Raw genomic sequence first — 21,307 nt, 5'->3', positions numbered from 1 at the left:
GTGATATATTAAAGGAGGAAGCAATCTATGGGTACAATGAAAAAAGCGGGCGGCGCCGCATTGGCCGCCATTATGATGAGCATTCCGCTTGTAGCCTGCTCGGACGGAGGCAAGAAGGACGTGGCGGCCGGGACGGATTCCGGGCAGGGGCAATCCTCGCAGCCTGCGGCAAACGGTTTCAAGGTTAGCGATAAGGCGGTCGAAATGACGATTCATTATCACGACGACACCAAGGTGTTCAAGGACGATTTCCCGTTGTTCAAGAAAGCCCAGGAAATGACCAATGTGAAGCTGCACGGTACGGCGCCGCCAAGCGCAACGAACAGCCGCGAAGTGTTCAACCTGATGATGGCGTCGGGTAATTTGCCCGATATCATTTCCGGGCTGAAACTCGAATTGAATAAAGCCGCGCTGGACGGGGCGATGGAGCCGTTGGACGATCTGATCGACAAGCATGCGCCCAACATTAAAAAATTTTTGCAGGACAACAAATGGGCGAAGGCCGGCTCCGTCGCGAGCGACGGCAAGCTGTATTTTATCCCTTACATTATGGACGGTGAAGCGTCCGAGGGCTGGTACATCCGGAAAGATTGGCTGGATAAGCTCGGCTTGAAGGAACCGAAGACGGTGGATGAGTACTACGAAACCTTGAAAGCTTTCCGCGAGAAAGATCCGAACGGCAACGGCAAAAAGGATGAAATCCCTTATTTCAGCCGCGACAATAAAGAAGCGGTTACCAAGCTGGTTCCTTTATTCGGCGTGCGGCCGGAATGGCATGTGGCGAACGGGAAAGTGCAGTACGGCAAATACTTGCCGGAATACAAGGAGGCGATGGTCAATCTCGCCAAATGGTATAAAGAGGATTTGATCGACAAGGAAATTTATACGCGCGGCGCGAAGTCCAGGGAAATTGTGCTGGGCGACAATGCCGGCGGCGCGACACATGACTGGTTCCCGAGCACGGCTACGTATAACGAGACGTTAAAAGATAAAATCCCGGGCATTCAGTTCGTTCCGTTCGCCCCTCCGGCCGACAGAAACGGCAAGGTGCAGCAAGAGTACAGCCGGCGTCTTCTTCAGGACAAAGGCTGGGGCATTTCTTCGACCAGCAAGCATAAAGTGGAAGCGATCAAATATTTCGACTTCTGGTTCACGGTGGAAGGCAGAAGGCTGATGAACTTTGGAATCGAAGGCGTCCATTACGATATGAAGGACGGCAAGCCGATCTTCAAGCCGGAAGTGCTGAACGGCAAAGAGCCGGTCAATAAGCAGCTGTGGGATATCGGAGCGCAGCTGAACACCGGTTATCAGATGGACCTGTTCTACGAGCAGCAGTGGACGAACCCGATCGCGAACAAAGGGATTCAAATGTATATCGACAACAAATATTTTGCTCCCCAGTTTCCGTCGGTAACGTTCACGCCCAAGGAAGAAAAGACGATCAGTGAAAAATGGCCGGCTATCGATACGTACATGCGCGAAATGCAGCAGAAGTGGGTCATGGGCGCAGAAGCGGTCGAACCGAATTATGATAAATATATGAAGCGTCTTAAAGAAATGGGCATGGACGAGATCGTCAAAATTTATCAGGATGCTTACGAACGATATCAGAAAAACGCCTAATTTATCGGGAGATACGCAATGAAAACATTGGTAACGGTTTGGAAAAAGGAACTGCGGGATTTGCTGTTCGGCGAGGATGCGGTCAGGAAGCTGACCGCGGTTTCGGAGGCGGATTGGGTTGAAGTTGGCAAGCCGTATGAAGCGGAGCAGCTGAAGCGCGATATTCGCCGCTATGACGCAGTCATCACATCCTGGGGCTCGCCGAAGCTGACGGCGGACATTTTGGCCGGCGCCGGACAGCTCAAGTTTATCGGCCATGCCGCGGGCACATTGATTCCGTATGTCGACCCGGCGGCATTCCGCAGCGGCATTGCCGTGGTCAACGCCAATACGGCGTTGGCCCGGTCGACGGCCGAGCTCGCTTTGACGCTGATGTTGAACGGCGCCTGGGAAATCGGCAAGTACCGCGATCTGCTGCGGAGCGGATCTTGGGGCGACAACGGCAATACCGTCATGGGCTTGTTCGGGCAAAAGGTAGGGATCATCGGCTACGGCGAAGTCGCCCGTGAGGTGATCCGCCTGCTGAGCGGGTTCAATACCGATATCAGGCTCTATTCTCCTTACTGCACGCAGCAGGAGGCGGACGCCCTGGGCGTCAGGCTGGTCGGACTGGAAACCGTGCTGAGCGAATGCCGGATCGTATCGCTGCACGATACGCTGACCGAATCGACGCGCGGAATGATCGGCAAGCGGCAGCTGCAACTGCTGCAGGACGGCGCTTTATTGGTCAACACGGCCCGCGGTCCGTTGATTGACGAGGCCGCGCTGAAGGAGGAACTCGCATCCGGCCGTATATATGCCGCGCTGGATGTGTACCATACCGAGCCGCTTCCGCCGGATGACACGCTGCTGCAGCTGCCGGGCGTATTGTGCATGCCGCATATCGGGGCTTATTCCGGCTACTGGAAATCGCAGCTGGCTGTCATGGTGATCGACGATTTGGCCCGCTTTGTTGCCGGCAAGCCGCTGCTGCGGCAAGTGACGGCGGAGCGGTTCGAACGAATGACGACCAAATAAAACCGGTCAATAGTCGGCCGATGTCTGAAATTGGTTGCGGACGGGCCTGATGCGGCCTGCGGATACGCCGACTCGGGCCCGAATTTAATACGAGGAGGAGACAATATGAAATTATCATTTACTACGCTGGGCTGTCCTGACTGGGAGCTGGATTTGATTATTCAAAGGGCGAAGGAATACGGCTTTGACGCGATCGATTTTCGCGGTCTCACCGGCGAAATGAACATTTACAGGCTGCCTGCGTTCCAGCAAAACATTCATCAGACGCGCGATCAAATCAAAGAGGCGGGCTTGGAGGTTTCGTGCTTTTCCAGCTCCGTTCATGTGTTCTCCGACGAGAAATTCGAACAAAACCTGGCGGAAATCAAGGAGTATTCCAAGCTGTGCTCGTTTTTCGGAACCCGTTACATCCGCGTGTTCGGCGGAGGCATCGGCGAGACCGACCGGTCGGCCGCCATTGAAGCCGTCGTCCGTCATTTTAAGGAATTAACTTCGGTATCTAAAGAGCATGGCGTCAAGCTGCTGCTGGAAACGCATGACGACTGGACTTCCTGCAGCGATGTCAAGGCGGTACTAGAGCAGGTCGATCCGGATGCGGTCGGCGTGCTGTGGGATTTGCATCATCCGTTCCGGACGCTGGGCGAACAGCCCGAGGACACTTGGGCCGCGCTCGGCCGCTGGATTGAATATACGCATGTGAAGGATTCCCGCGTACTGCCGGATGCGGACGGCAAATTCCATTATTGTCTGACCGGAGAAGGCAGCATTCCGCTCGCGAATATGTATAAGCTGCTGCTGCGCAACGGCTATAACGGCTATTACACGCTCGAATGGGAGAAGAAATGGCATCCGGAAATCGAGAACGCGGAGGAATCGTTTCCGCAGTACGTTCAATATATGCGCAGGCTGACGAACTAAACCGTTCACCGAACGAATAACATTAACGTCGAAGGAGAGATTTCAGAGATGAGTGCAGATTCAATATTGCGTGTTGCCGTGATCGGTCAAGGCCGGAGCGGCCGCTCGATTCATAGCGAAACGTTCAAACGGCTGGAAGACAAATACCGGATTGTCGCCGTTGTCGACCCGATGGAGAAACGCCGTCAGGTAGCGGCGGAACGGTATGGCTGCAATGTGTACGGCGATTACAAAGAGCTGCTCGGCCGCAGCGATATCGACCTGGTTGTCAATGCGACGCCAAGCCATCTGCATGTGCCGGTATCGCTTGACCTGCTGGCTCACGGTTTTCGGGTCGTATGCGACAAGCCGCTGGCCCGTTATGCGTCAGAGGTCGATCAATTGATCGAAGCGTCGGCCCAAGCGGGCGATAAGCTGTTCGTGTTCCAGCAGTCGCGGTTCCTCCCGGCCTTCGAGCAGATCCGCCGCATTATCGATTCCGGCGCGATCGGCCGCGTCGTCCAGGTCAATATTACTTACAACGGCTTTGCCCGCAGATGGGATTGGCAGACGCTCCGCGAGTATAACGCGGGGAACCTGCTCAACACGGGTCCTCATCCGGTCGATCAGGCATTGCAGTTTATCGGAACGGACGCCGTACCGCAGGTGACATGCTATATGGACCGCGCCAATACGTTCGGGGATGCGGAAGATTACGTGAAGCTTCTGCTTCACGCTCCAGGCAAGCCTGTCATTGATGTGGAAATATCGTCCTGCTCGGCGTATCCGAACCAAACGTACAACATTCAAGGGACGCGCGGCGGACTGCAGGGCAATGTGAACCGTTTGGACTGGAAATATTTTAAACCGGAGGAAGCCCCTGAGCAGCAACTGACCCGGGATCCTTATGTGAATGCGCAGGGAGATCCTGCCTACTGCCGGGAAGAGCTTCAATGGCATGAAGAGAGCTGGGTTTTTGCCGACGAGTATAAGCTGGGCTCCTTCGATCATATGTGCCGGGAGTATTATGTCAGGCTGTACGATACGCTCGTCAACGACGTTCCCTTCGCCATTACGCTGGAACAGGTGCGGCAGCAAATTGCGGTTATGGAGGAGAGCCACCGGCAAAATGCTATGCCTGCGAGGGCATAATCGGTGTGCGATTAACATTCGTAGCGGAATAATGTAATATACGGAAAGCACGGAACAGGCTGCCCTTGGGGGCGGTCTGTTTTTTATTAATGGCACAGATTTGTAATTAAAGAAACATAGCAGCATAAACAGCGTCTAAATTATGGAAAGCAATTTCAAGAGGAGGCGGTATCCTTGAACCAACTGCATAGCCATTCAAATAAAATTCCCTCCAAGCCGCGAGCAGGGCTAAGGCAGCTTATACGGCCGGCGGCGGAAAGAGGGGGATGGTTATTCGGTTTTTACATGTTGTTTGATTTGTTGTGCGTCGTGTTCGCCGCAAACGGGGGCTGGTTTGAACGGCTGCTGGACAATGGCGCATGGAGCGATGCCGGCCTTATGCTGATCATGCTGCTTTATGCGGGAGTCGTGGGACTGCCGTTCGCCGGATTTGGCTATGTCCTGTCGAAAAGGCGCCCCGCCCCAATGGCAGTCTTCTGCCTGTCGGTGCTGCCGGTGGCGTTTATCGGCGCCGCGATCTGGCTCGCGACAGCCAGAAGCGTTTACGGCTCGGCTTCCGGGCTCGGCGAAATCGCATGGCTGCCTTACCGGGTGTATGTGCTTTGGTGCATACCGCTGTTTGAATGTCTAGAATCTTATTTGACCGGCGGTGCGATGAAGGCTGCTGCGCTGCTGGCCTCCTTCTGGCCGAGCGCGGCTGTGCTGGCTGGAGCAGGCACCCATAAATTACGGGCCGCAGCGGCAACGAGCAAGCGGCCGGTCGCAGTGGCGGCCGGTGCGGCCGTCTTGTGGCTTCTCCTTTTTGCCGCCTCCGGCCTGTGGTGGTCCGGTACCGCGATGTTCAAGGCGGAGACTTATCCGAAGGTGGATGGAGCTACCGCAGCTGTACCGTTCGGCCGTATCCTGATGAGCGAGCTAATCGGTACGAACAAAGCGTGGACGGAGAAGCACGTCAGATTTTCTACTACCCATGCCGCTTATGAAAATTTGATTGCCCAAAAAGCGGATATCATCTTTGTTGCAGCGCCTTCGGATGAAGAGCTCAAGCTTGCGGAGGACAACGGGGTGAAGCTGAGGCTGACGCCGCTCGGGAAAGATGCGTTCATATTTATCGTCCATAAAGATAACCCGGTTCGCAACCTGACCGCTCGGCAAATCCAGTCTATTTATTCGGGGGAAATCGGCGATTGGCGCGGCGTTGGCGGCGCAGACCGGCAGATCATCGCGTTTCAGCGTGAAAAAAACTCCGGAAGTCAGACCTATATGGAGCAAAAGGTGATGAAGGGGCTGAAGCTGGCCGACCCTCCCAAGGTTAAAAAGCCTTCGGGGATGGGCGGTTTGATCGATTCGGTCGCCGACTATCAAAACGGGATCCATGCCATCGGATATTCCTTTTATTATTTCGCCAATGAGATGCATAAACGTGAAAACGTGGCATTTTTATCGGTTAACGGCATCGAAAGCAACAAGACGAACATCCGGAACGGCACATATCCGTTCACAGCGCTGCTGTATGCGGTGACCCGCGAGGACGAATCGGCGGACGGTCCGGCAGGCAGGCTGCTTGCATGGCTGCAGACCGATAAGGGCAGCAGCTTGATCGAAAAAGGCGGGTTCGTACCGGTTCGCGAGGCAGAGGCGAAATAGCGGTCGAAGCCGCAAATAACCGTATCAAAAGGCAGCAGACCTATTATCGATAATAAACGAAACCGTAGTTCCTTGATCCGGCCTGCTGCTGATGACAAGTCCTTTGCCGTACAGCCGTTTCAAGCGAAGATCCGTATTGAGCAAACCGATTCCCGGAGATTTATTCAAACGGGCGTCAAAAATTTGGCCCAGCTGTTCCTCACTCATCCCCACTCCGTCATCTGCGATTGAAATTTCTATTTTATTTTCAAAAGCGGAGGTTCGGATATGTATGCTTCCGCCTTGCGCACGCTTCAATATGCCATGCTTTATCGCATTCTCTACCAAGGGCTGAATGGTAAGCGGAGGAATTTGCAGTTCCACCCGTTCGTCAACCTCCCAAACAACCCGCAGCTTGTCTTCAAATCGTTCTTTCTCAATATATAAATAGGCGCGAACGAGATCTAACTCATACTCGAGCGGTACAAGCTCGTCCGCATTATGAAAGCTGTACTTATCCCGCAAAAAACTTCCGAAAACTTCAAGCAGCTTGCGCATGCGATTCGTATCGAGCTCGCTGAGTGCCGCCACCGTATTCAAAGTATTAAATAAAAAGTGCGGCTGGATTTGCGCCTGCAGCCATGCGGCTTCCATCCGCAACCGGTCGCGCGCCGATTTTTTCATTTCGGTCAAAGAGCGGACTCTGGATCTCAATTCCATCGCATCCACCGGTTTCGTAACGTAGTCGTTGGCGCCGGAAAGAAACCCGTTTTCGATATCTTCCGGCTGGCTTCGGGCGGTCAGAAGCAGGATCGGAAGCTCCAGGGTGGAGAACCGGCTGCGGATGGCGCGCGTTAATTCATACCCGGACATATGCGGCATCATAGCGTCGGAAATAATTAAATCCCAATCTTTCAGATCCAGCATAGATAAAGCATCCTTGGCGTTCGTAACGACAGTGACATCGTATCGTTCCAAAGAAAGAATGTTTTCCAATACGGTTAGATTCATCGGATCGTCGTCTACAGCCATGATTCTTGGCCTGTCCGTAACGAAGACCGATTGCAAATCGTAAGCCGGATCAAGCCGATCGGATGAAGCCGTCAAAGCAGCCTCAGTATAGGCGGCGGAGGCTGCGGTGTAAGCATCCGTTTCCAACTGCGGATCGGCACAATCGGATAATTGCAAAGTGAAAGCGAATGACGAGCCTTGACCCGGCGCTGAATCGACCTGTAGCGTTCCTCCGTGCAGTTCCACCAATTGCTTGCAAATGCTGAGCCCGAGTCCGAATCCTCCGCCTGTAGCCGTCGTGTCGGGGGAGGCTTGTTCATATGGCTCGAATACTCGGCGCATCGTTAGTTCATCCATGCCGATGCCGGTATCCGTGGTGACGATAATGGCCTGCCCGTCTTTCACCTCGGCCCGTATCGAGACTTCGCCCTCGTTCGTATATTTTACTGCATTGTGAAGCAGATTGAATACGATTTGAATGAGGCGATTTTCATCGGCCGTCACAGGTGGAAAGTTGCCTGGTACGAGGTTCGTCAGCCGGATCGATTTTCCTTCCGTCATGAAACGAAGCATATCGATGATCCCGGTCACGATCGTTTGAATGGAAAGACTGCGAAGCTGCAATCTGATGCTGCTCTGCCTCAGACGCATCATATCAAGCAGGTCGTTCAGCATAAATGACATGCGGCGCCCTACGGTAATCGCCATTTCCAAATCTTTGACGCTTTTGGCGTTCAGCGAATGCTTTTCCCTTTCCAGTACGGCTTGCGAGATGTTCAGGATGCCGTGAAGCGGGTTACGCAGCTCATGGGACGTGTTGGCCAGAAACTCGTCCTTTTGCTTGTTGGTTTCCTGAAGCTTCTCGGCGAGCTGTTCCGTTTCGGCAAGTATCCGGAAATAACGGTTAAACCAGATCGAGGAAAAGGCGATCGTTGCGATAATGAGGTCGAACGGATAATAGACGATTTTAATTCCGGTCGCAAGGAAAAAGCCCCACCATGCAAAATTGCTTGCGAAGGCGATGAGCGACAGGAGCATTAGCAGATTATTATGAGTTCCTTTCAAAGTTGTTCGCAGCATGGACACGATGGCCATTAGTACACAAATGACGGCGATAAGTAAAAACAAGTTCGTAATCGGTAAAAGGTATTTCTCGGGCAGAAGCAGCGCCAGAAATGCTGAGCCCCCGCACAGAGCGGTATATCCCGGAAAAAATTTCGTGCTCCAATAAGCGGGCAGCAGATGCAGGATACTGCCAATTAATGAGTATGTACCGACAATGATGTAGAGAGACATAAGCTTAAGACTCAGATCATAGTTGATCGGGAACCAATACAGCAGCAGTTTGTCCTCGCTGCCGGTAAGAATTGCAAGAATGGCGCATAACACCATAAGGGAGAAGTAAAGCAATTTACGATCCCGGTTTCCCATGAAAAATAAAATGAGCGCATATACGGCATGAATCAGAAAAGTGACGGCAACACTTTCCTGCATCATCATGGAGAACTGCGTCTCACGGTTGATCGCATTTTCCGTTCCGAATTTTATCGAGCGGACGATGCCGCCGCTTCGGGGATCTTTAAAGTTGGCCGCCTGTACGACAAGCTCGATTACACCGTTTCTATCTGCTGTAAACGAGGCAGAATAAGGAACGTTCCGAGCCGTATAGTTATTTTCGAGCTCCGCCGGCTGGCCCGACTGTGCCAACAAACGGCCGTTCACAAACAGCTCCGACGAACTCCGAACGCTTGGAATACGGATGCTGTAGGTAAGATCTTGTTCAGGATTGACGTAAATGCGCAATCGGTATGATCCGAATCCATACGGCGTATTCCGATCCGACTGTAAGGATTGGTTCCAGCTTCCGGGAACGTGAATAAACTTCATGGGCTTATCCGAACCGCCCGATTGGGTATCGTTATGCATCAACTGTACGCCGGGATAAAATTCCCACCGGCCGTCGAGTGTAACCGTACGTCCCGCTGCCGCATCCCATTTCCGCAAATCCAGTGCCCCATCCACCGCTGAGGGCTGATCCGCATTCATGAAATATACCATCCAGAGGAAGTTCCCGCCTGTGAGGATGATTATAAACAGGCCTATTATAATAAGCAGCTTTCCTTTTTTACTCATAGTAGAAATTAAATTCGGCAAAATATGCCCAATACCTTTCATCACGTAAGCGAATTTTCCAATGCCTGCGAAGATCTGCGGCTGGCACGACCGAGCCTTTCAATTAAAAATTCCAAAACGCCTGCCCCCGCACAGCTTTCACAAGCGTCACGGGCGTTAACCGGGCGGTCCGCTCCCGCTGCCGGTCCGCGCGGTCATTAGCCCGGCAGCAGATTAATCGCCGCCACCGCCGCAGCTGGAAGACGAACAGCTAGAGGACGAGCAGCTGCTTCCGCTGCCGCTATCGCCGCCATTATCGCCGCCGCTTCCTCCGCAATCGCTGCCGGAGGAACGGTCGTCGTCATCCCCCCACGAGCTGCAGCCGCTCCCGCAGGAGGAGGCGGAGCCGTTCAGTCCGGCGGCGGCGTCCTGCATGCGCCGCTGCGCCTCCTCTTCGGCAAAAAGCGGCTCCATATGCGAGCTAAAGTCGGTGAATTGAGTCATCGAGTAAAACATTAGCGCCCCCGCCAAATACGGCATATAAGAGTCGGCCCCAAACGCGGGCCGCTCGGCGGTATAGGCTGCCGTACGCCCGGCTTCGGCAGCCTGATCCTTGGCTGTGCGGATCAGCAGCAGCGCGGTTTCCCGGATTTCCGGATACCGCTCCGCGGACCGTCGGTTAAACATGGCGGCGAGCAGCTCTTCCTCGCTGTTCAGCTTGAGCTCGTCGAGCAGAGCCGGATCGAGCGGATGCCGGAAAAACGGCCGCCAAATTCGCCCGCTGTACGGGGTATGGACGAACAGCTGGGCATACGTCCAATCGAACCAGGCCCGTCCGCCGGGATCGGGCTGGCCTTCCGTATGCGGCGCATGATGGATAGGCGCGCCGACGAATGCTTCGCCAAACTGCGAATATTCGCGCGTGAACATAAGCATTTCATGCCATAGGTCATCGACTTGTTGACTGAACATCGGGACATCCTTCAAGATTGCCGTCATCAAAAAATAACGCTTCAGCTCCAGCAGCTTCCACTCATATTCGGCGTCGGACATTTGCGGATAGCGGCCGAGCACGCGTTCTTTGAGCCGCTGCAGGAATGACTCCGGCAATGACTGTTCAAGCCGCGCAACCGCCGCCTGCAGCGGCAAATGCGGCTGAATGCCCAGCATGGCGGGCAGCGGCGTATTTGCATAAGGAATGCTTTGCAGGGGCTGGACCGACCGGTTTGGCGCGTAACGACCGCCGCCGCGTTGAACGTCCCGGCTTTTGCCGTTCCGGCTAATTAAATAAATGACCAAAAGAATGAAGCATACGACAATAACGGTATTCATGCATAACCTCCTTGAGACTGTTCTCCATGGCGAAGCCTTTTTGGCGCAAGCATCCGCAATGGCATTCGATCAGTTTCTTCCATTATAACATGAAATTCCAAGCGGCATGATTCGGCCGCCTGCCTACCCGTTTTGGCGCATCGATCTCGAATGGCCGCGGTTCAACCGGGTCCCGTCCGCGAAAGCTTCCCTTCACTTATATGGTTTACAAAAGATTAAATCTAAAATATAATGATATTATCGTTAATACTATCCACAAGCTTCGCATACATTTAAAGAAAAAGGGTTTGTTTACATGACTTCCAATAGCATACGCCAAAAAGAAATCGCCGAGAAGACCGGGTACTCGATCAATACGGTATCCTTGGCTTTGAAGGGCAGTCCGCGCATCAGCGAGGAGACCCGGTTGAAAATTATGGAGTGTGCCCGTCAGCTCAATTATATTCCTAATGTCGTGGCGCGGTCGCTTGTTCAGAAGAAGACGAACACGATCGGTATTATTTTGACGGAGCTGATGAACCCGATTTTGACGGAAACGGCACAGGAAATCGAGCAATTGCTTAAGCAAGCCGGCTATAACATGATGCTCATGATTACCAATTTCAGCCCGGAGCAGGAAGCCGAGGCGCTCGATGTGCTTGTTTCGCGGCAAGTCGACGGCATCATGATGTACCCGCTGGTGAGGGCCAATTTTTCGAAAATCCGGGCGATGCACGATCAACGCTTTCCAATCGTGCTGCTTGCAGGCGGCGAATATGATTCGCCATCGGATGCGGTTTACATGAACCGGCAAGCCGGAGCCTACAAGGCGGTGTCGCACTTTATACAAGATGGGCATCGACGCATCGGCTTCATTCGCGGAGCGATGAATGATGAGGAGAAGCAAAACGGCTATACTTCGGCGCTGCAGGACAACGGAATCGATTTCGATCCGGGTCTGGTCAGCATCATTCAAGGTGACGGGTACAAAGCCGGATATGCGTCTGTACAGTCGTTGTATGAGAAGGGCAAGGCGACGGCAGTTCTGTGCTCCAAGGACCATATCGCGCTTGGCGCAATGCGTTGGTGCCGCGAGCAAGGAATCCGGGTTCCCGAAGATATTGCCTTTATCGGCTTTGACGATATTGCCGCCTCGAGCTTTGCGGATGTCCCGTTGACCTCGGTCCAGTACGATGTAAAGTCGGTAACGAAGAAGGCAACGGAGCTGCTGTTGAAAAGAATTGAAGAGAAAGAACATAAGGTTGGAGCGCCGCTTCAAAAAATTGCTATCGATCCGAAGTTGATTATTCGTCAATCCTAGGATCATTTTTTCAAACTTTTGTATTAACGTTAATACTAGTTTAATGTTCTCCACCGTTTTTTACCCGCTTACCGTTTGGATTGAATATCACGGGCCGAAATTTTGAAAGCGCTGCAGTTGACGGTTTGCGGATTAAACCAAAAGGAAAGGAGGCGCGTCCTGCTGTTGGCAGGAGAGATAACGTCAGCAAACAATCGCTGCTGCACAATGACGCGAGACATTGCAGCATAGAGATAGACGGAAAGCAGCACAGCCTGACGTAAAGATAACGACATGTCATTCGTAAAAGGAGCGTTAAGCAATGAAAGAAGCAGAGGATTCGAATCATGCTGCAAAAAAAGTGTTGGTTATCGATTCTACGGTGTCCAATGCGCTGGAAACGATTCCGGAGCAGGAGGAGCTGGAAGGCTGCGCCCAAGTAACCGGCATCCACGTGACCGATGAGACCGAAATTCCGCTGCAGCTTCTGGAGGAAACGGACGCGGTTATAATTTGGCATCAAGTGAAGCTGACCTCGTATGCGATATCCAGGCTGAACAAATGCCGGGCGATCGTCCGAAACGGCGTCGGCTACGACAATATCGATATCGATGCAGCAGGACAGGCGGGAATCCGGGTCGCCAACGTTACCGATTACGGCACCGAGGAGGTAGCCGATCATGCGTTGGCGCTGGCGCTGGCGATCAGCAGGCAGATCGTGCCGTACAATCGCCAAACCGGCGAAGGAGGCTGGGACTGGAAAATCGGCGAAGGGAAAATCCGCCGGCTGAGAGGTCAAGTATTCGGCATTATCGGTTTGGGACGGATCGGCATTGCGGTCGCAGTTCGCGCGAAGGCGTTCGGTTTCGACGTCGTATTTTACGATCCGTACTTGCCGCCGGGCATTGAGAAATCTTTGGGCATCCGCCGCGCACGGAAGCAAGACGAGCTGCTGGCGCAGGCGAATGTCATCAGCCTCCACTGCCCGTTGACCGAGGAAACCGAAAATATGCTGAGCAAGCCGCAGTTTGACCTGATGCAGCCGGGCACAGTGATCGTCAATACGGCGCGCGGCGGTGTGATCCGGCTGGCGGATTTGCAGGAAGCTGTTCGTTCCGGTAAGGTGCTTGGCGCCGGACTCGATGTAGTGGTGGGAGAACCGCCGAAAAATCCGGAGCTGTTCGAAAGCGAGGCGATATTGGGGACGCCTCACGCGGCCTTTTATTCCGTCGAGTCGTTCGATGAGTGCAGACGCAGCGCTGCCCGTATCGTCCGCAGTTTGTTCGAAGACAATGTGCTGTTGAATCAGGTCAATCAAGTTAAATGAAGGAGACCCCATGCGTAATCGTGTGACTCAAAAACATATCGCGAAGGCAGCCAACGTATCCGTCAATACGGTATCCCTAGCCCTGAACGGGAGCAAACGCATCAGCGAGGACACACGAACGGCAATTATCCGGACAGCGGAAGAAATGAATTATATTCCGAATCAGATAGCGAGATCGCTGGTCAAAAGGCGTTCACAGATGGTTGGCGTGCTGCTCACGGAGCTGAGAAACCCAATATTCATGGAGATTGCCCAGCAGATCGAAAGAAATTTGTTCGCGCTCGGGTTTTCCATGATTTTGATGACGACCGATAAAAATCCGGAAAGCGAAGCCAAATCGATCGATTTTTTAATTTCCCACCAGGTGGACGGTATCCTGATGTTTCCGGCGCTTAATTACAATTTTGAAAAAATCCGTAAAATCCGCAACACCGGAATTCCTATTATATTTTTGTCCGCAGGCGAGCATGATACGCCAACCGACGCCGTGTTCGTCAACCGGATCAAAGGCGCTTACAAGGCGACCTTGCATTTGGCCCGGCTCGGCCACCGGCGGATCGCCTTCATACTGGACGGCATGACCCCCAATGGCGAGAAGCTGCTGGGCTACAAGCTGGCGCTGCAGGAGATGGACATTCCGTTCGATCCGGAGCTGGTGGTGACGACCCGTCAGGTTGGCTACAGGCAGGGCTACGATGCCGCCGGTTATTTGGTGAACCTGCACCAGCCTACGGCCATTCTCGGCTCGAGAGATTCGGTCGCGTTAGGGGCGCTCAGATGGTGCCGTCAGCAAGGAATGCGGGTACCGGAGGATATGGCGATTGTCGGCTACGACGGCGTCGAGTTTTCGCAATATGCGGAGGTGCCGCTGACCACCGTCCTTTACAATGTCGAGGAAGTGGCCCGCTGCTCGGTCAACCTGATGTTCCAGCTGCTCGATAGCCGGAACCTGATGTCTTCCTTGACACCGGTCAAGATGGAAATCGAGCCCGAATTGGCCATCCGGGAATCATGCGGCATGAGCAAGCGCAAGGGCAATACGAAGCCGTGAGCCGTACCGGAATACCGCGGCTGTCGGAGCCAGCGAAAGCACATTCAAATAACCGATTGAAGGAGAGGGATTAGGTATGATCTACGAATTGAATCATGTCGGAGCTTTTGTGAAAGATGCGGAGAAATCGGTCGATTTCTATACCCGGATTTTAGGAGCGCAGGTCGTCAGGGAAGCGATGATTCCGGCGACGAATACGAAATGCATCTATGTGCAATTGGCCGGGGGCATGATCGAGCTGCTGGCGCCGGGCGATCTTTCTTCCCGTTCCGTCTACGGCTTCGATCATGTCGCTTTTTCCACCGATAGCATCGATCGCGATTTCGAATCGATCACCGCTGCCGGATACAAGCCGCTCGTGCAGCCGAAGGTTGCCGGCTCCGGGCATGGCCGGATCGCCTTCTTATCCGACCCGAACGGCGTTCGTATCGAGCTGATCGAGCGGGACGATACGTACCGCAAGCCGGAGAAGACTTCGGACATTCTCAGCTTCGATCATATTTCGCTGTTGGCTAACGACCTTGAAGCGGCGGAAGCTTTTTACGGCGGGCAGACGGGCATGACCGTGCTGAAACGGTTTTACCTCGAGCCGCCGAGAGACTTGACGATGGTGTATGTGAATCACGGCTATGACGTGATCGAATTTTTGCACAGGAAAGAGCCGCAAGCCGGTGACCTGATCGGCCACATTGCGCTGCGTGTTGCAAATGTCGATGCGATGGCGGAGAAGCTGTCCGCCCAGGGCGTTGCCTTCGAGCCGGGCTCTCCGAAAAATGCCGGCACCGGTCTGGGCCGCGTTGCCGTGTTCAGAGGACCGGACGGCGAGAAGATCGAAATTTTGGACCGCAGCGATTTGCGCGACCTATAAGTCAATCGGCTTTCCCGGATACGGCCCAAGACGCCAGCCTTCTTGGGAAAGCCATTTCCTTTTGCAAACGAATCGAATAGAAAGCGTGGTGTCCGCAGCGTGAATACACTACGGAAACGGATCGTGCAGAAAATACCGGTTTATGTGCTCATTTTGCCATGCCTATTGCTGCTGCTCATGATGATGGTTTATCCGATCTACCAGACGATCCGGTTCAGCATGTCGGAAGTCGTCTTGCCTTCGTTTGACACCAGGTTTGCGGGGATTGACAATTTCACTAAAATTTTGGCCAAGGATGAAGTGCCGGCCGTATTTAAAAATACGATTATATGGGTGATCGGCACGATCGTGCTTCGCTTTATACTCGGCTTTTGGGCGGCGCTAACGTTCAACGTCAAGCTGCCGGGCAGCATCGCGCTGCGCATCGTCTGCATGCTGCCCTGGACGGTGCCGTCGATCGTATCCGCCAATCTGTGGCGGTGGATTTTGCAGAGCGACACGGGACTCTTGAACGGATTTTTGCGGGCAAGCGGGCTGCCCGGTTGGGCTCACAACTGGCTCGGCGATTCGAAGACGGCCGAATTCGCCGTCCTGCTGGCCTATTCGTGGGCAGGCTTCCCCTTCGTCATGCTGATGCTGCTCGCCGGCATGCAGGGTATTTCGAAGGAGCTGTACGAGGCGGGGAAAATCGACGGAGCCAACACGATTCAGTTGTTCCGATACATTACCGTCCCCGGCTTGAAATCGATTATGCTCGTTATTTTGCTGCTGGAGGTTATAAGCGGGTTCAATTCATTCGATATGATCATGGCGATGACCGGCGGAGGACCGGGAGGCGCGACCGAAATATTGGGCCTGTTCATTTACCGCATCGGGTTTACAAGCTTTGATTTTGGCGGCGCCTCGGCCATCAGCTTTATGCTGCTTCTGATTGTTTCCGTATTTTTCGTATTTTACGGAATCGTCAATACGAAAGCGGCGAGAAAGCGGGGTATGGCCGGATGAACAAAGGATGGCCGTTCCGGCTTCGTCAGAGCTTGATTTATTTCTCGGCGCTAGTATTGTGCAGCTTCAGCGTCATCCCCATTTTGTGGGGAATCAGCACGTCGCTGAAGCCGGAAAACAAGGTGTACGTCCAGCCGCCACAGTGGATTCCGGAGCAAATTACATGGGAGCATTATGCCGCCATATTGAAAAGCAAGGATATGCTGCGCTATTTTTACAACACCTCGGTCATTTCGGCCGGCGTTACCATACTGGCGCTGGTCATCGGCATTTTGGCGGCTTACGGTTTTTCGAGGTACAAATTTCCCGGACGCAATATGCTTCTGTGGTCGATATTGTTTACCAAAATTTTCCCGAGAGTCGTCATCATTATTCCGTTCTATATTACGCTGAAAAATTTGCAGCTGCTGAATACGTACACCGGGCTGATCCTCGTCTATCTGATGGTTGTGCTGCCGATTGCGGTCTGGCTGCTCAAAGGTTTTTTCGACAACATCCCTTACGAGATCGAGGAAGCGGCCATTATGGACGGGTGTACGGTGTTCGGTTTGCTGTGGCGGATCATGATTCCCGTATCGCTGCCGGCCATTGCGGCCGTCGCGATGTATTCGTTCATATTGGCATGGAACGAGTTTTTATTCGCGCTTGTATTTACGAACGGGATGAGCAAGCGTCCGATCTCTGTCGGATTGGCCTTTTTCATTGACGAGGCGGGCATTCATTGGGGGCAGCTGATGGCGGCTTCGATCCTGATGAGCATTCCGGCGATTGTTATTTTTACATTGTCGCAGAAGCTGCTGGTGCGGGGGCTGAGCGACGGGGCCGTCAAAGGGTAAGCCGAACGGGCTGGACGCTGCTCCGTCCTGCTGAATGCGGTACCACATCATTGGCCGTAAACATCATTTATGGATAGGAGCTTTTTATAATGAAAAAAGTAAATGTAGGCATAATTGGCAGCGGGTTTTCCGCCGCACTGCACGCGGAAGCGTATAAAAAGGTGATCGGCGTCGACGTATGTCTGAAAGCCGTAGCAGGCAACAGCCGGGAGCGGGCGGAAGCATTCGCCGAAGAGCACGACGTCGCCAAAGTGTACGACAGTTACAAGGAATTGCTGGCTGACGAAGAAATCGATGCGGTCGACCTATGTATCCCGAATGTGATGCATGCGCAGGTCGCGATTGATGCGGCTAACGCCAAAAAGCATATTATATGCGAAAAGCCGATCACCGGTTATTTCGGCTCGCCGGATAACGGCATAGCGGACGCGTCTTACGCCCAAACGGCGCTGGCCGAGTCGTTGCGCTCGACGAACGATATTTTGCACGCGGCCCAAGCGAACAACGTCAAGTTCATGTATGCGGAAAATTGGATTTACGCGCCTGCGGTGACGAAGGCCAAGCGGCTGCTGCAGACCGGCGGCGGTACGATTCTCGACATCCGCGCGGAAGAAAGCCATAGCGGCTCCCACGCCAAAGCGTCGAAGCGGCTTGAAACCGCGGGCGGCGGCTCGCTGCTCATTCTCGGCTCGCACCCGATTGCCGCCGCGATCCATCTCAAGCATGTCGAAGGCCGGTTGAAAAACGGCAAGCCGATCCGGGTGCAATCCGTCGTCGCCGATATGGCGCCGATCACGAAAAGCCCGGCTTACCAATCGGAAAAGCAGCATTGGATAGTTACCGACTGGGTCAACGTGGAAACGTGGGCCAGTGTCATCATGACGTTTACGGACGGCACGAAAGCGGTCATTTTCGCTTCCTTCGCGATGCTGGGCGGCATCCGCAACGTGATGGACATTTATACGGCCAACTCGGTCATCAAGTGCAATATGACGCCGAACGACGGCATCATGGTGTATGCGCCGAGTCCGGATATTTTTGCCGGTGAATATATCGCCGAAAAGCTGGAGACGAAAGCCGGCTGGAATTACACATCGTCCGACGAGGATTGGATTCGCGGCTATCCGCAGGAAATGCAGGATTTTATGGAATGCATCGCGGAGGACAGGCAGCCGGTATCGGACGGTCAGCTGGCCAAAGAGGTGATCGAGGTGATTTATTCGGCCTATTTGTCGCATCAGACTGGATCGCGAGTGGACATCGCCCAATAATACGGCATAATGTGGGGGAATCGGTATGTTTCGGGTATTGGTAGCAGAGGATGAGCTATGGATCCGCGACGCGTTGACGGAAATGGTCGAGAAGCTCGCTCCGCAGTTCCATGCGGCGGGAGAGGCGGGCAACGGGGAGGAAGCGTGGAGCTTTATTCAGGAGCAATGGCCCAGCATCGTTATTACCGATATTATGATGCCGCACCGGGACGGTTTATGGCTGAGCGAACAGATTCATACGTTGAATCTGCCGATTGTAACGATCATTGTAAGCGGCTATGATAATTTCCATTACGCAAAACAGGCTATGCGTTACGGGATAACGGAATATTTGCTAAAGCCGGTGGATGAGGAGGAGCTGCACGGCGCGCTCCGGCGGTCGATGAAGCGGCTTGAGAGCATGTCGGACTTCCACGAGGGAGTGATCCGCATTCAGAAGTTTGTCGAGCAGCTGCCGGAGATGGATCAGCAGACGCTGCTTCAGGAGAGCCAGTCGCTGGTCGCCTATATTTTAAAGCTCAAGGCGACGGCGCCAGGCAAGCGGACCGGCTTGCTGGCTATATTATCGGCCAAGCTGAACGAGCTGTTTCAGGCATTTATCCCGCAGCATGCATATGCGCCTTTGACTGACGAAAGCGAGCAGGGGGTACGCGGCTATTTTTCCGGCTTGATGGATGCGTGGCTGCTGCTGTACCCCCAGCAAGCCGACCCGAACGTTCATTCCTCGATCAAACGGGTTTGCGAATACATCGATACGCATTATTATGAAAACTTCACGTTGGCGCGGTTAGCGGAAATGTCGTATATGAGCGTATCGCATTTCAGCATGCTATTTAAAAAAACGACCGGGCAAACTTGCTTGAATTACATCAATCAGATCCGCATTCATCGGGCGAAAAAGCTGCTGCAGGAGCCCGATTTGAAAATTTATGAGATCGCCGATATGGTCGGTTACTCGTCCATGCCTTATTTTAACCGGATTTTCAAGCAGCTGGTTATGATCACGCCGGCAGAGTACAGAAGGCGGATGGGATTATGAAAAGCGTATTTTCTTTTTTGACGCTCCGCACCTTATCGATTAAAAAGAAAATGGCGCTCGCGTTCTTGAGCGTGAGCGTCTTTTCCGTGCTGCTGCTCGGATTGTTTTCCAATTATTATTACAGCAAAGCGGTGGAAAAAGAATTCGTTACGGTTTCCAATGAAGCGACGGCACGGCTGAATTATCATCTGGACTATTATTATCAGCAGCTGCAGCAGTCCACGCATTCGCTTATCCAGAACAATCTCATTCAGGAATGGCTGGCCGGCGAAAGCTACACGAGCCTGGATGTACAGAGCGTGGAGAAGGAATTAAGAAGCTATCTGGCGTTGAACTATTCCGAAATTCAAGGGATGTTCCTTGTTTCCAGATCGAATAAAATCATTTCGATGGCGCAATATTTCGGCAAGCTGGACCGTTTCTCGGACGAGCCCTGGTACGGAAAGCCGCTGCAGCCGGACGTCGACATATTGCCGACTCACATCGCCAAATACGAAGGAGCCTCGGGCAGGCCCGTCATGTCGATGGTGCTCCCTATTTATGATAAAAATTCGCTGGATCTGATCGGCAAGCTGGTGGTCGACATATCATTGCAGGAAATCGGCAGGTCATTTAAAAGCTCGCAATTGGGCGAAACGGGAACGTTTTTTATTTTGTCGGGCGAAGACTCGATTGTATACCATCCGAACGAGGCGTGGAACGGACTCCCGCGTAGCCGGACGGAGCTTGCCGGCTTGCGGATTTCCGACCGCCAGGACAAGCCGATTCAGCGGTTTCGCGGCAAAGATTATTTAATCGCCAGTACGCGCTCCCCCGTTACGAATTGGCGCATCGTCGCCTGCGTTCCGTTCGACGAGCTGGCCGTCGGGCTGAGCTCCGCCCGATTTTCGATGTTCTTCGTGCTGGGCCTCATTACGCTGCTGGTTATTTGCGTCGTTCCGCTGCTGGCTCACCGGTTCGTTCATCCGATCTTGACGCTCAGAAGCCTGATGAGGCAGGTGTCCAAAGGGGATCTCAGCGTCCAGACGGAATCGGTGCCGGGTGAAGACGAGCTGCAGCAGCTGTCCCACAGCTTTAATATTATGGTCAAGCGGCTCGACGAATTGATTGCGACGAACACGAGACTGCAGTTCAAGGATATGCAGGCGGAGCTCAAGCAGAAGGAAGTGCTTATCAAAGCGTTGCAAAACCAGATTAACCCGCATTTGCTCTACAATTCGCTTGGAATTATTACGAGCATGGCTTATTTGGAAAAGGTGCCGGTGATTGAAAAAATGGCGCGCAATTTGGCCGACGTTTACCGGTACACGGCCAAGTTTTCGGATATGGAGGTCGATTTGGAAGACGAGCTGAGGCAGCTGCGCAAATATTTGGAAATCATTCATGTGCGGTTTCCGAAACATTTTCAAAGCTATTTTTTTATTAACGAAAAATTTGCGCGCTGCCGCGCCGTCAAATTCATTTTGCAGCCGATCGTGGAAAATGCGGTGAAATACGCCATCGAGCCGAGAGGCGGGGCAGGCGTCGTCATCATCAGCGCCTACGACGAAGGGAAAGATTTAATCATCGAGGTGGCCGACAACGGACCTGGCATCGAGGAAGAGGAGCTGCAGCGGATTAACGGGCAGCTGCGGCAAATTTCGGCGCAGATCGATCCGTCTTATGCGCAGCAGGATTCGCTCGGCATCACGAATGTCCACGCGCGGCTCGTACTGCGGTACGGTGCCGATTACGGCGTCTGCATCACCTCTTTTGCAGGCAGAGGAGCGGTTGTGTCCATCCGGATCCCGATTATCCATCAGGACGCAAATGCAGATGGATAAGATTGATTCGGAAATCAGAGAATCGGATAATGTAACCG

16 protein-coding genes are annotated in these 21,307 nt (G+C 53.3%); 14 read left to right on the top strand and 2 right to left on the bottom strand.

The genetic code is table 11. The annotated features are described in order from the left end of the window. The first annotated feature begins 27 nt into the window (after nucleotides 1-27). From E1757_RS27710 to E1757_RS27690, 5 genes are all read left to right on the top strand, one after another. The gene (locus E1757_RS27710) at nucleotides 28-1,623 is read left to right on the top strand and encodes a type 2 periplasmic-binding domain-containing protein (protein WP_220446539.1); all 1,596 of its coding nucleotides are present in this window, start codon (nucleotides 28-30) and stop codon (nucleotides 1,621-1,623) included. Nucleotides 1,624-1,641: 18 nt separating this feature from the next. After that, complete coding sequence (locus tag E1757_RS27705; protein ID WP_133234344.1) at nucleotides 1,642-2,640, top strand: hydroxyacid dehydrogenase; 999 nt, start codon at nucleotides 1,642-1,644, stop codon at nucleotides 2,638-2,640. 105 nt (nucleotides 2,641-2,745) lie between these two features. Further along, nucleotides 2,746-3,558 (top strand): sugar phosphate isomerase/epimerase family protein, encoded by an 813-nt coding sequence (locus tag E1757_RS27700; RefSeq protein ID WP_133234342.1) that lies wholly within the window; start codon nucleotides 2,746-2,748, stop codon nucleotides 3,556-3,558. A gap of 48 nt (nucleotides 3,559-3,606) precedes the next feature. Beyond that, nucleotides 3,607-4,689, top strand: coding sequence for a Gfo/Idh/MocA family protein (locus tag E1757_RS27695; RefSeq protein ID WP_133234340.1), 1,083 nt, complete (start codon nucleotides 3,607-3,609; stop codon nucleotides 4,687-4,689). A gap of 174 nt (nucleotides 4,690-4,863) precedes the next feature. Next, complete coding sequence (locus tag E1757_RS27690; RefSeq protein ID WP_133234338.1) at nucleotides 4,864-6,336, top strand: PstS family phosphate ABC transporter substrate-binding protein; 1,473 nt, start codon at nucleotides 4,864-4,866, stop codon at nucleotides 6,334-6,336. Nucleotides 6,337-6,360: 24 nt separating this feature from the next. On the opposite strand, the gene E1757_RS27685 is transcribed toward E1757_RS27690, so the two are convergent. Together E1757_RS27685 and E1757_RS27680 are read right to left on the bottom strand one after the other, a co-directional pair. Then, nucleotides 6,361-9,372, bottom strand: a complete 3,012-nt coding sequence (locus E1757_RS27685) for an ATP-binding protein (protein ID WP_246079572.1) — start codon at nucleotides 9,370-9,372, stop codon at nucleotides 6,361-6,363. 300 nt (nucleotides 9,373-9,672) lie between these two features. Then, nucleotides 9,673-10,770 (bottom strand): glycine-rich domain-containing protein, encoded by a 1,098-nt coding sequence (locus E1757_RS27680; protein WP_133234336.1) that lies wholly within the window; start codon nucleotides 10,768-10,770, stop codon nucleotides 9,673-9,675. A 295-nt stretch (nucleotides 10,771-11,065) separates the two neighbouring features. Here E1757_RS27680 and E1757_RS27675 point away from each other — a divergent pair, with 295 nt between their 5' ends. The 9 genes from E1757_RS27675 to E1757_RS27635 all read left to right on the top strand — a co-directional run bounded on the left by E1757_RS27675 (nucleotide 11,066) and on the right by E1757_RS27635 (nucleotide 21,269). Continuing rightward, entirely contained in the window at nucleotides 11,066-12,070 is a 1,005-nt protein-coding gene (locus E1757_RS27675) for a LacI family DNA-binding transcriptional regulator (RefSeq protein ID WP_133234334.1), read from the top strand. A gap of 301 nt (nucleotides 12,071-12,371) precedes the next feature. Next, nucleotides 12,372-13,376 carry a C-terminal binding protein gene (locus E1757_RS27670; RefSeq protein ID WP_133234332.1) on the top strand — a complete coding sequence of 335 codons (1,005 nt, stop codon included), beginning with the start codon at nucleotides 12,372-12,374 and terminating at the stop codon, nucleotides 13,374-13,376. Nucleotides 13,377-13,386: 10 nt separating this feature from the next. Then, nucleotides 13,387-14,427 carry a LacI family DNA-binding transcriptional regulator gene (locus E1757_RS27665; RefSeq protein WP_133234330.1) on the top strand — a complete coding sequence of 347 codons (1,041 nt, stop codon included), beginning with the start codon at nucleotides 13,387-13,389 and terminating at the stop codon, nucleotides 14,425-14,427. 76 nt (nucleotides 14,428-14,503) lie between these two features. Beyond that, the gene (locus tag E1757_RS27660; protein WP_133234328.1) at nucleotides 14,504-15,295 is read left to right on the top strand and encodes a VOC family protein; all 792 of its coding nucleotides are present in this window, start codon (nucleotides 14,504-14,506) and stop codon (nucleotides 15,293-15,295) included. Between the two features lie 99 nt (nucleotides 15,296-15,394). Then, on the top strand, nucleotides 15,395-16,300 hold the full coding sequence (locus E1757_RS27655) for a carbohydrate ABC transporter permease (RefSeq protein ID WP_133234326.1): 906 nt from the start codon (nucleotides 15,395-15,397) through the stop codon (nucleotides 16,298-16,300). After that, the gene (locus E1757_RS27650; protein WP_133234324.1) at nucleotides 16,297-17,136 is read left to right on the top strand and encodes a carbohydrate ABC transporter permease; all 840 of its coding nucleotides are present in this window, start codon (nucleotides 16,297-16,299) and stop codon (nucleotides 17,134-17,136) included. Before E1757_RS27655 ends, E1757_RS27650 begins: the two co-directional genes overlap by 4 nt. A gap of 89 nt (nucleotides 17,137-17,225) precedes the next feature. Beyond that, entirely contained in the window at nucleotides 17,226-18,407 is a 1,182-nt protein-coding gene (locus E1757_RS27645) for a Gfo/Idh/MocA family protein (protein WP_133234322.1), read from the top strand. Nucleotides 18,408-18,432: 25 nt separating this feature from the next. Beyond that, nucleotides 18,433-19,446 (top strand): response regulator transcription factor, encoded by a 1,014-nt coding sequence (locus E1757_RS27640; protein WP_133234320.1) that lies wholly within the window; start codon nucleotides 18,433-18,435, stop codon nucleotides 19,444-19,446. Then, on the top strand, nucleotides 19,443-21,269 hold the full coding sequence (locus tag E1757_RS27635; protein WP_133234318.1) for a cache domain-containing sensor histidine kinase: 1,827 nt from the start codon (nucleotides 19,443-19,445) through the stop codon (nucleotides 21,267-21,269). The genes E1757_RS27640 and E1757_RS27635 overlap by 4 nt, the downstream gene beginning before the upstream one ends. Nucleotides 21,270-21,307 lie beyond the last annotated feature (38 nt).

The sequence above is a fragment of the Paenibacillus piri genome (assembly GCF_004354045.1).
Lineage (GTDB): Bacteria > Bacillota > Bacilli > Paenibacillales > NBRC-103111 > Paenibacillus_S > Paenibacillus_S piri.
Note: the sequence above shows the minus strand (reverse complement) of the source record. Positions and strands in the feature narration are given on the sequence as shown.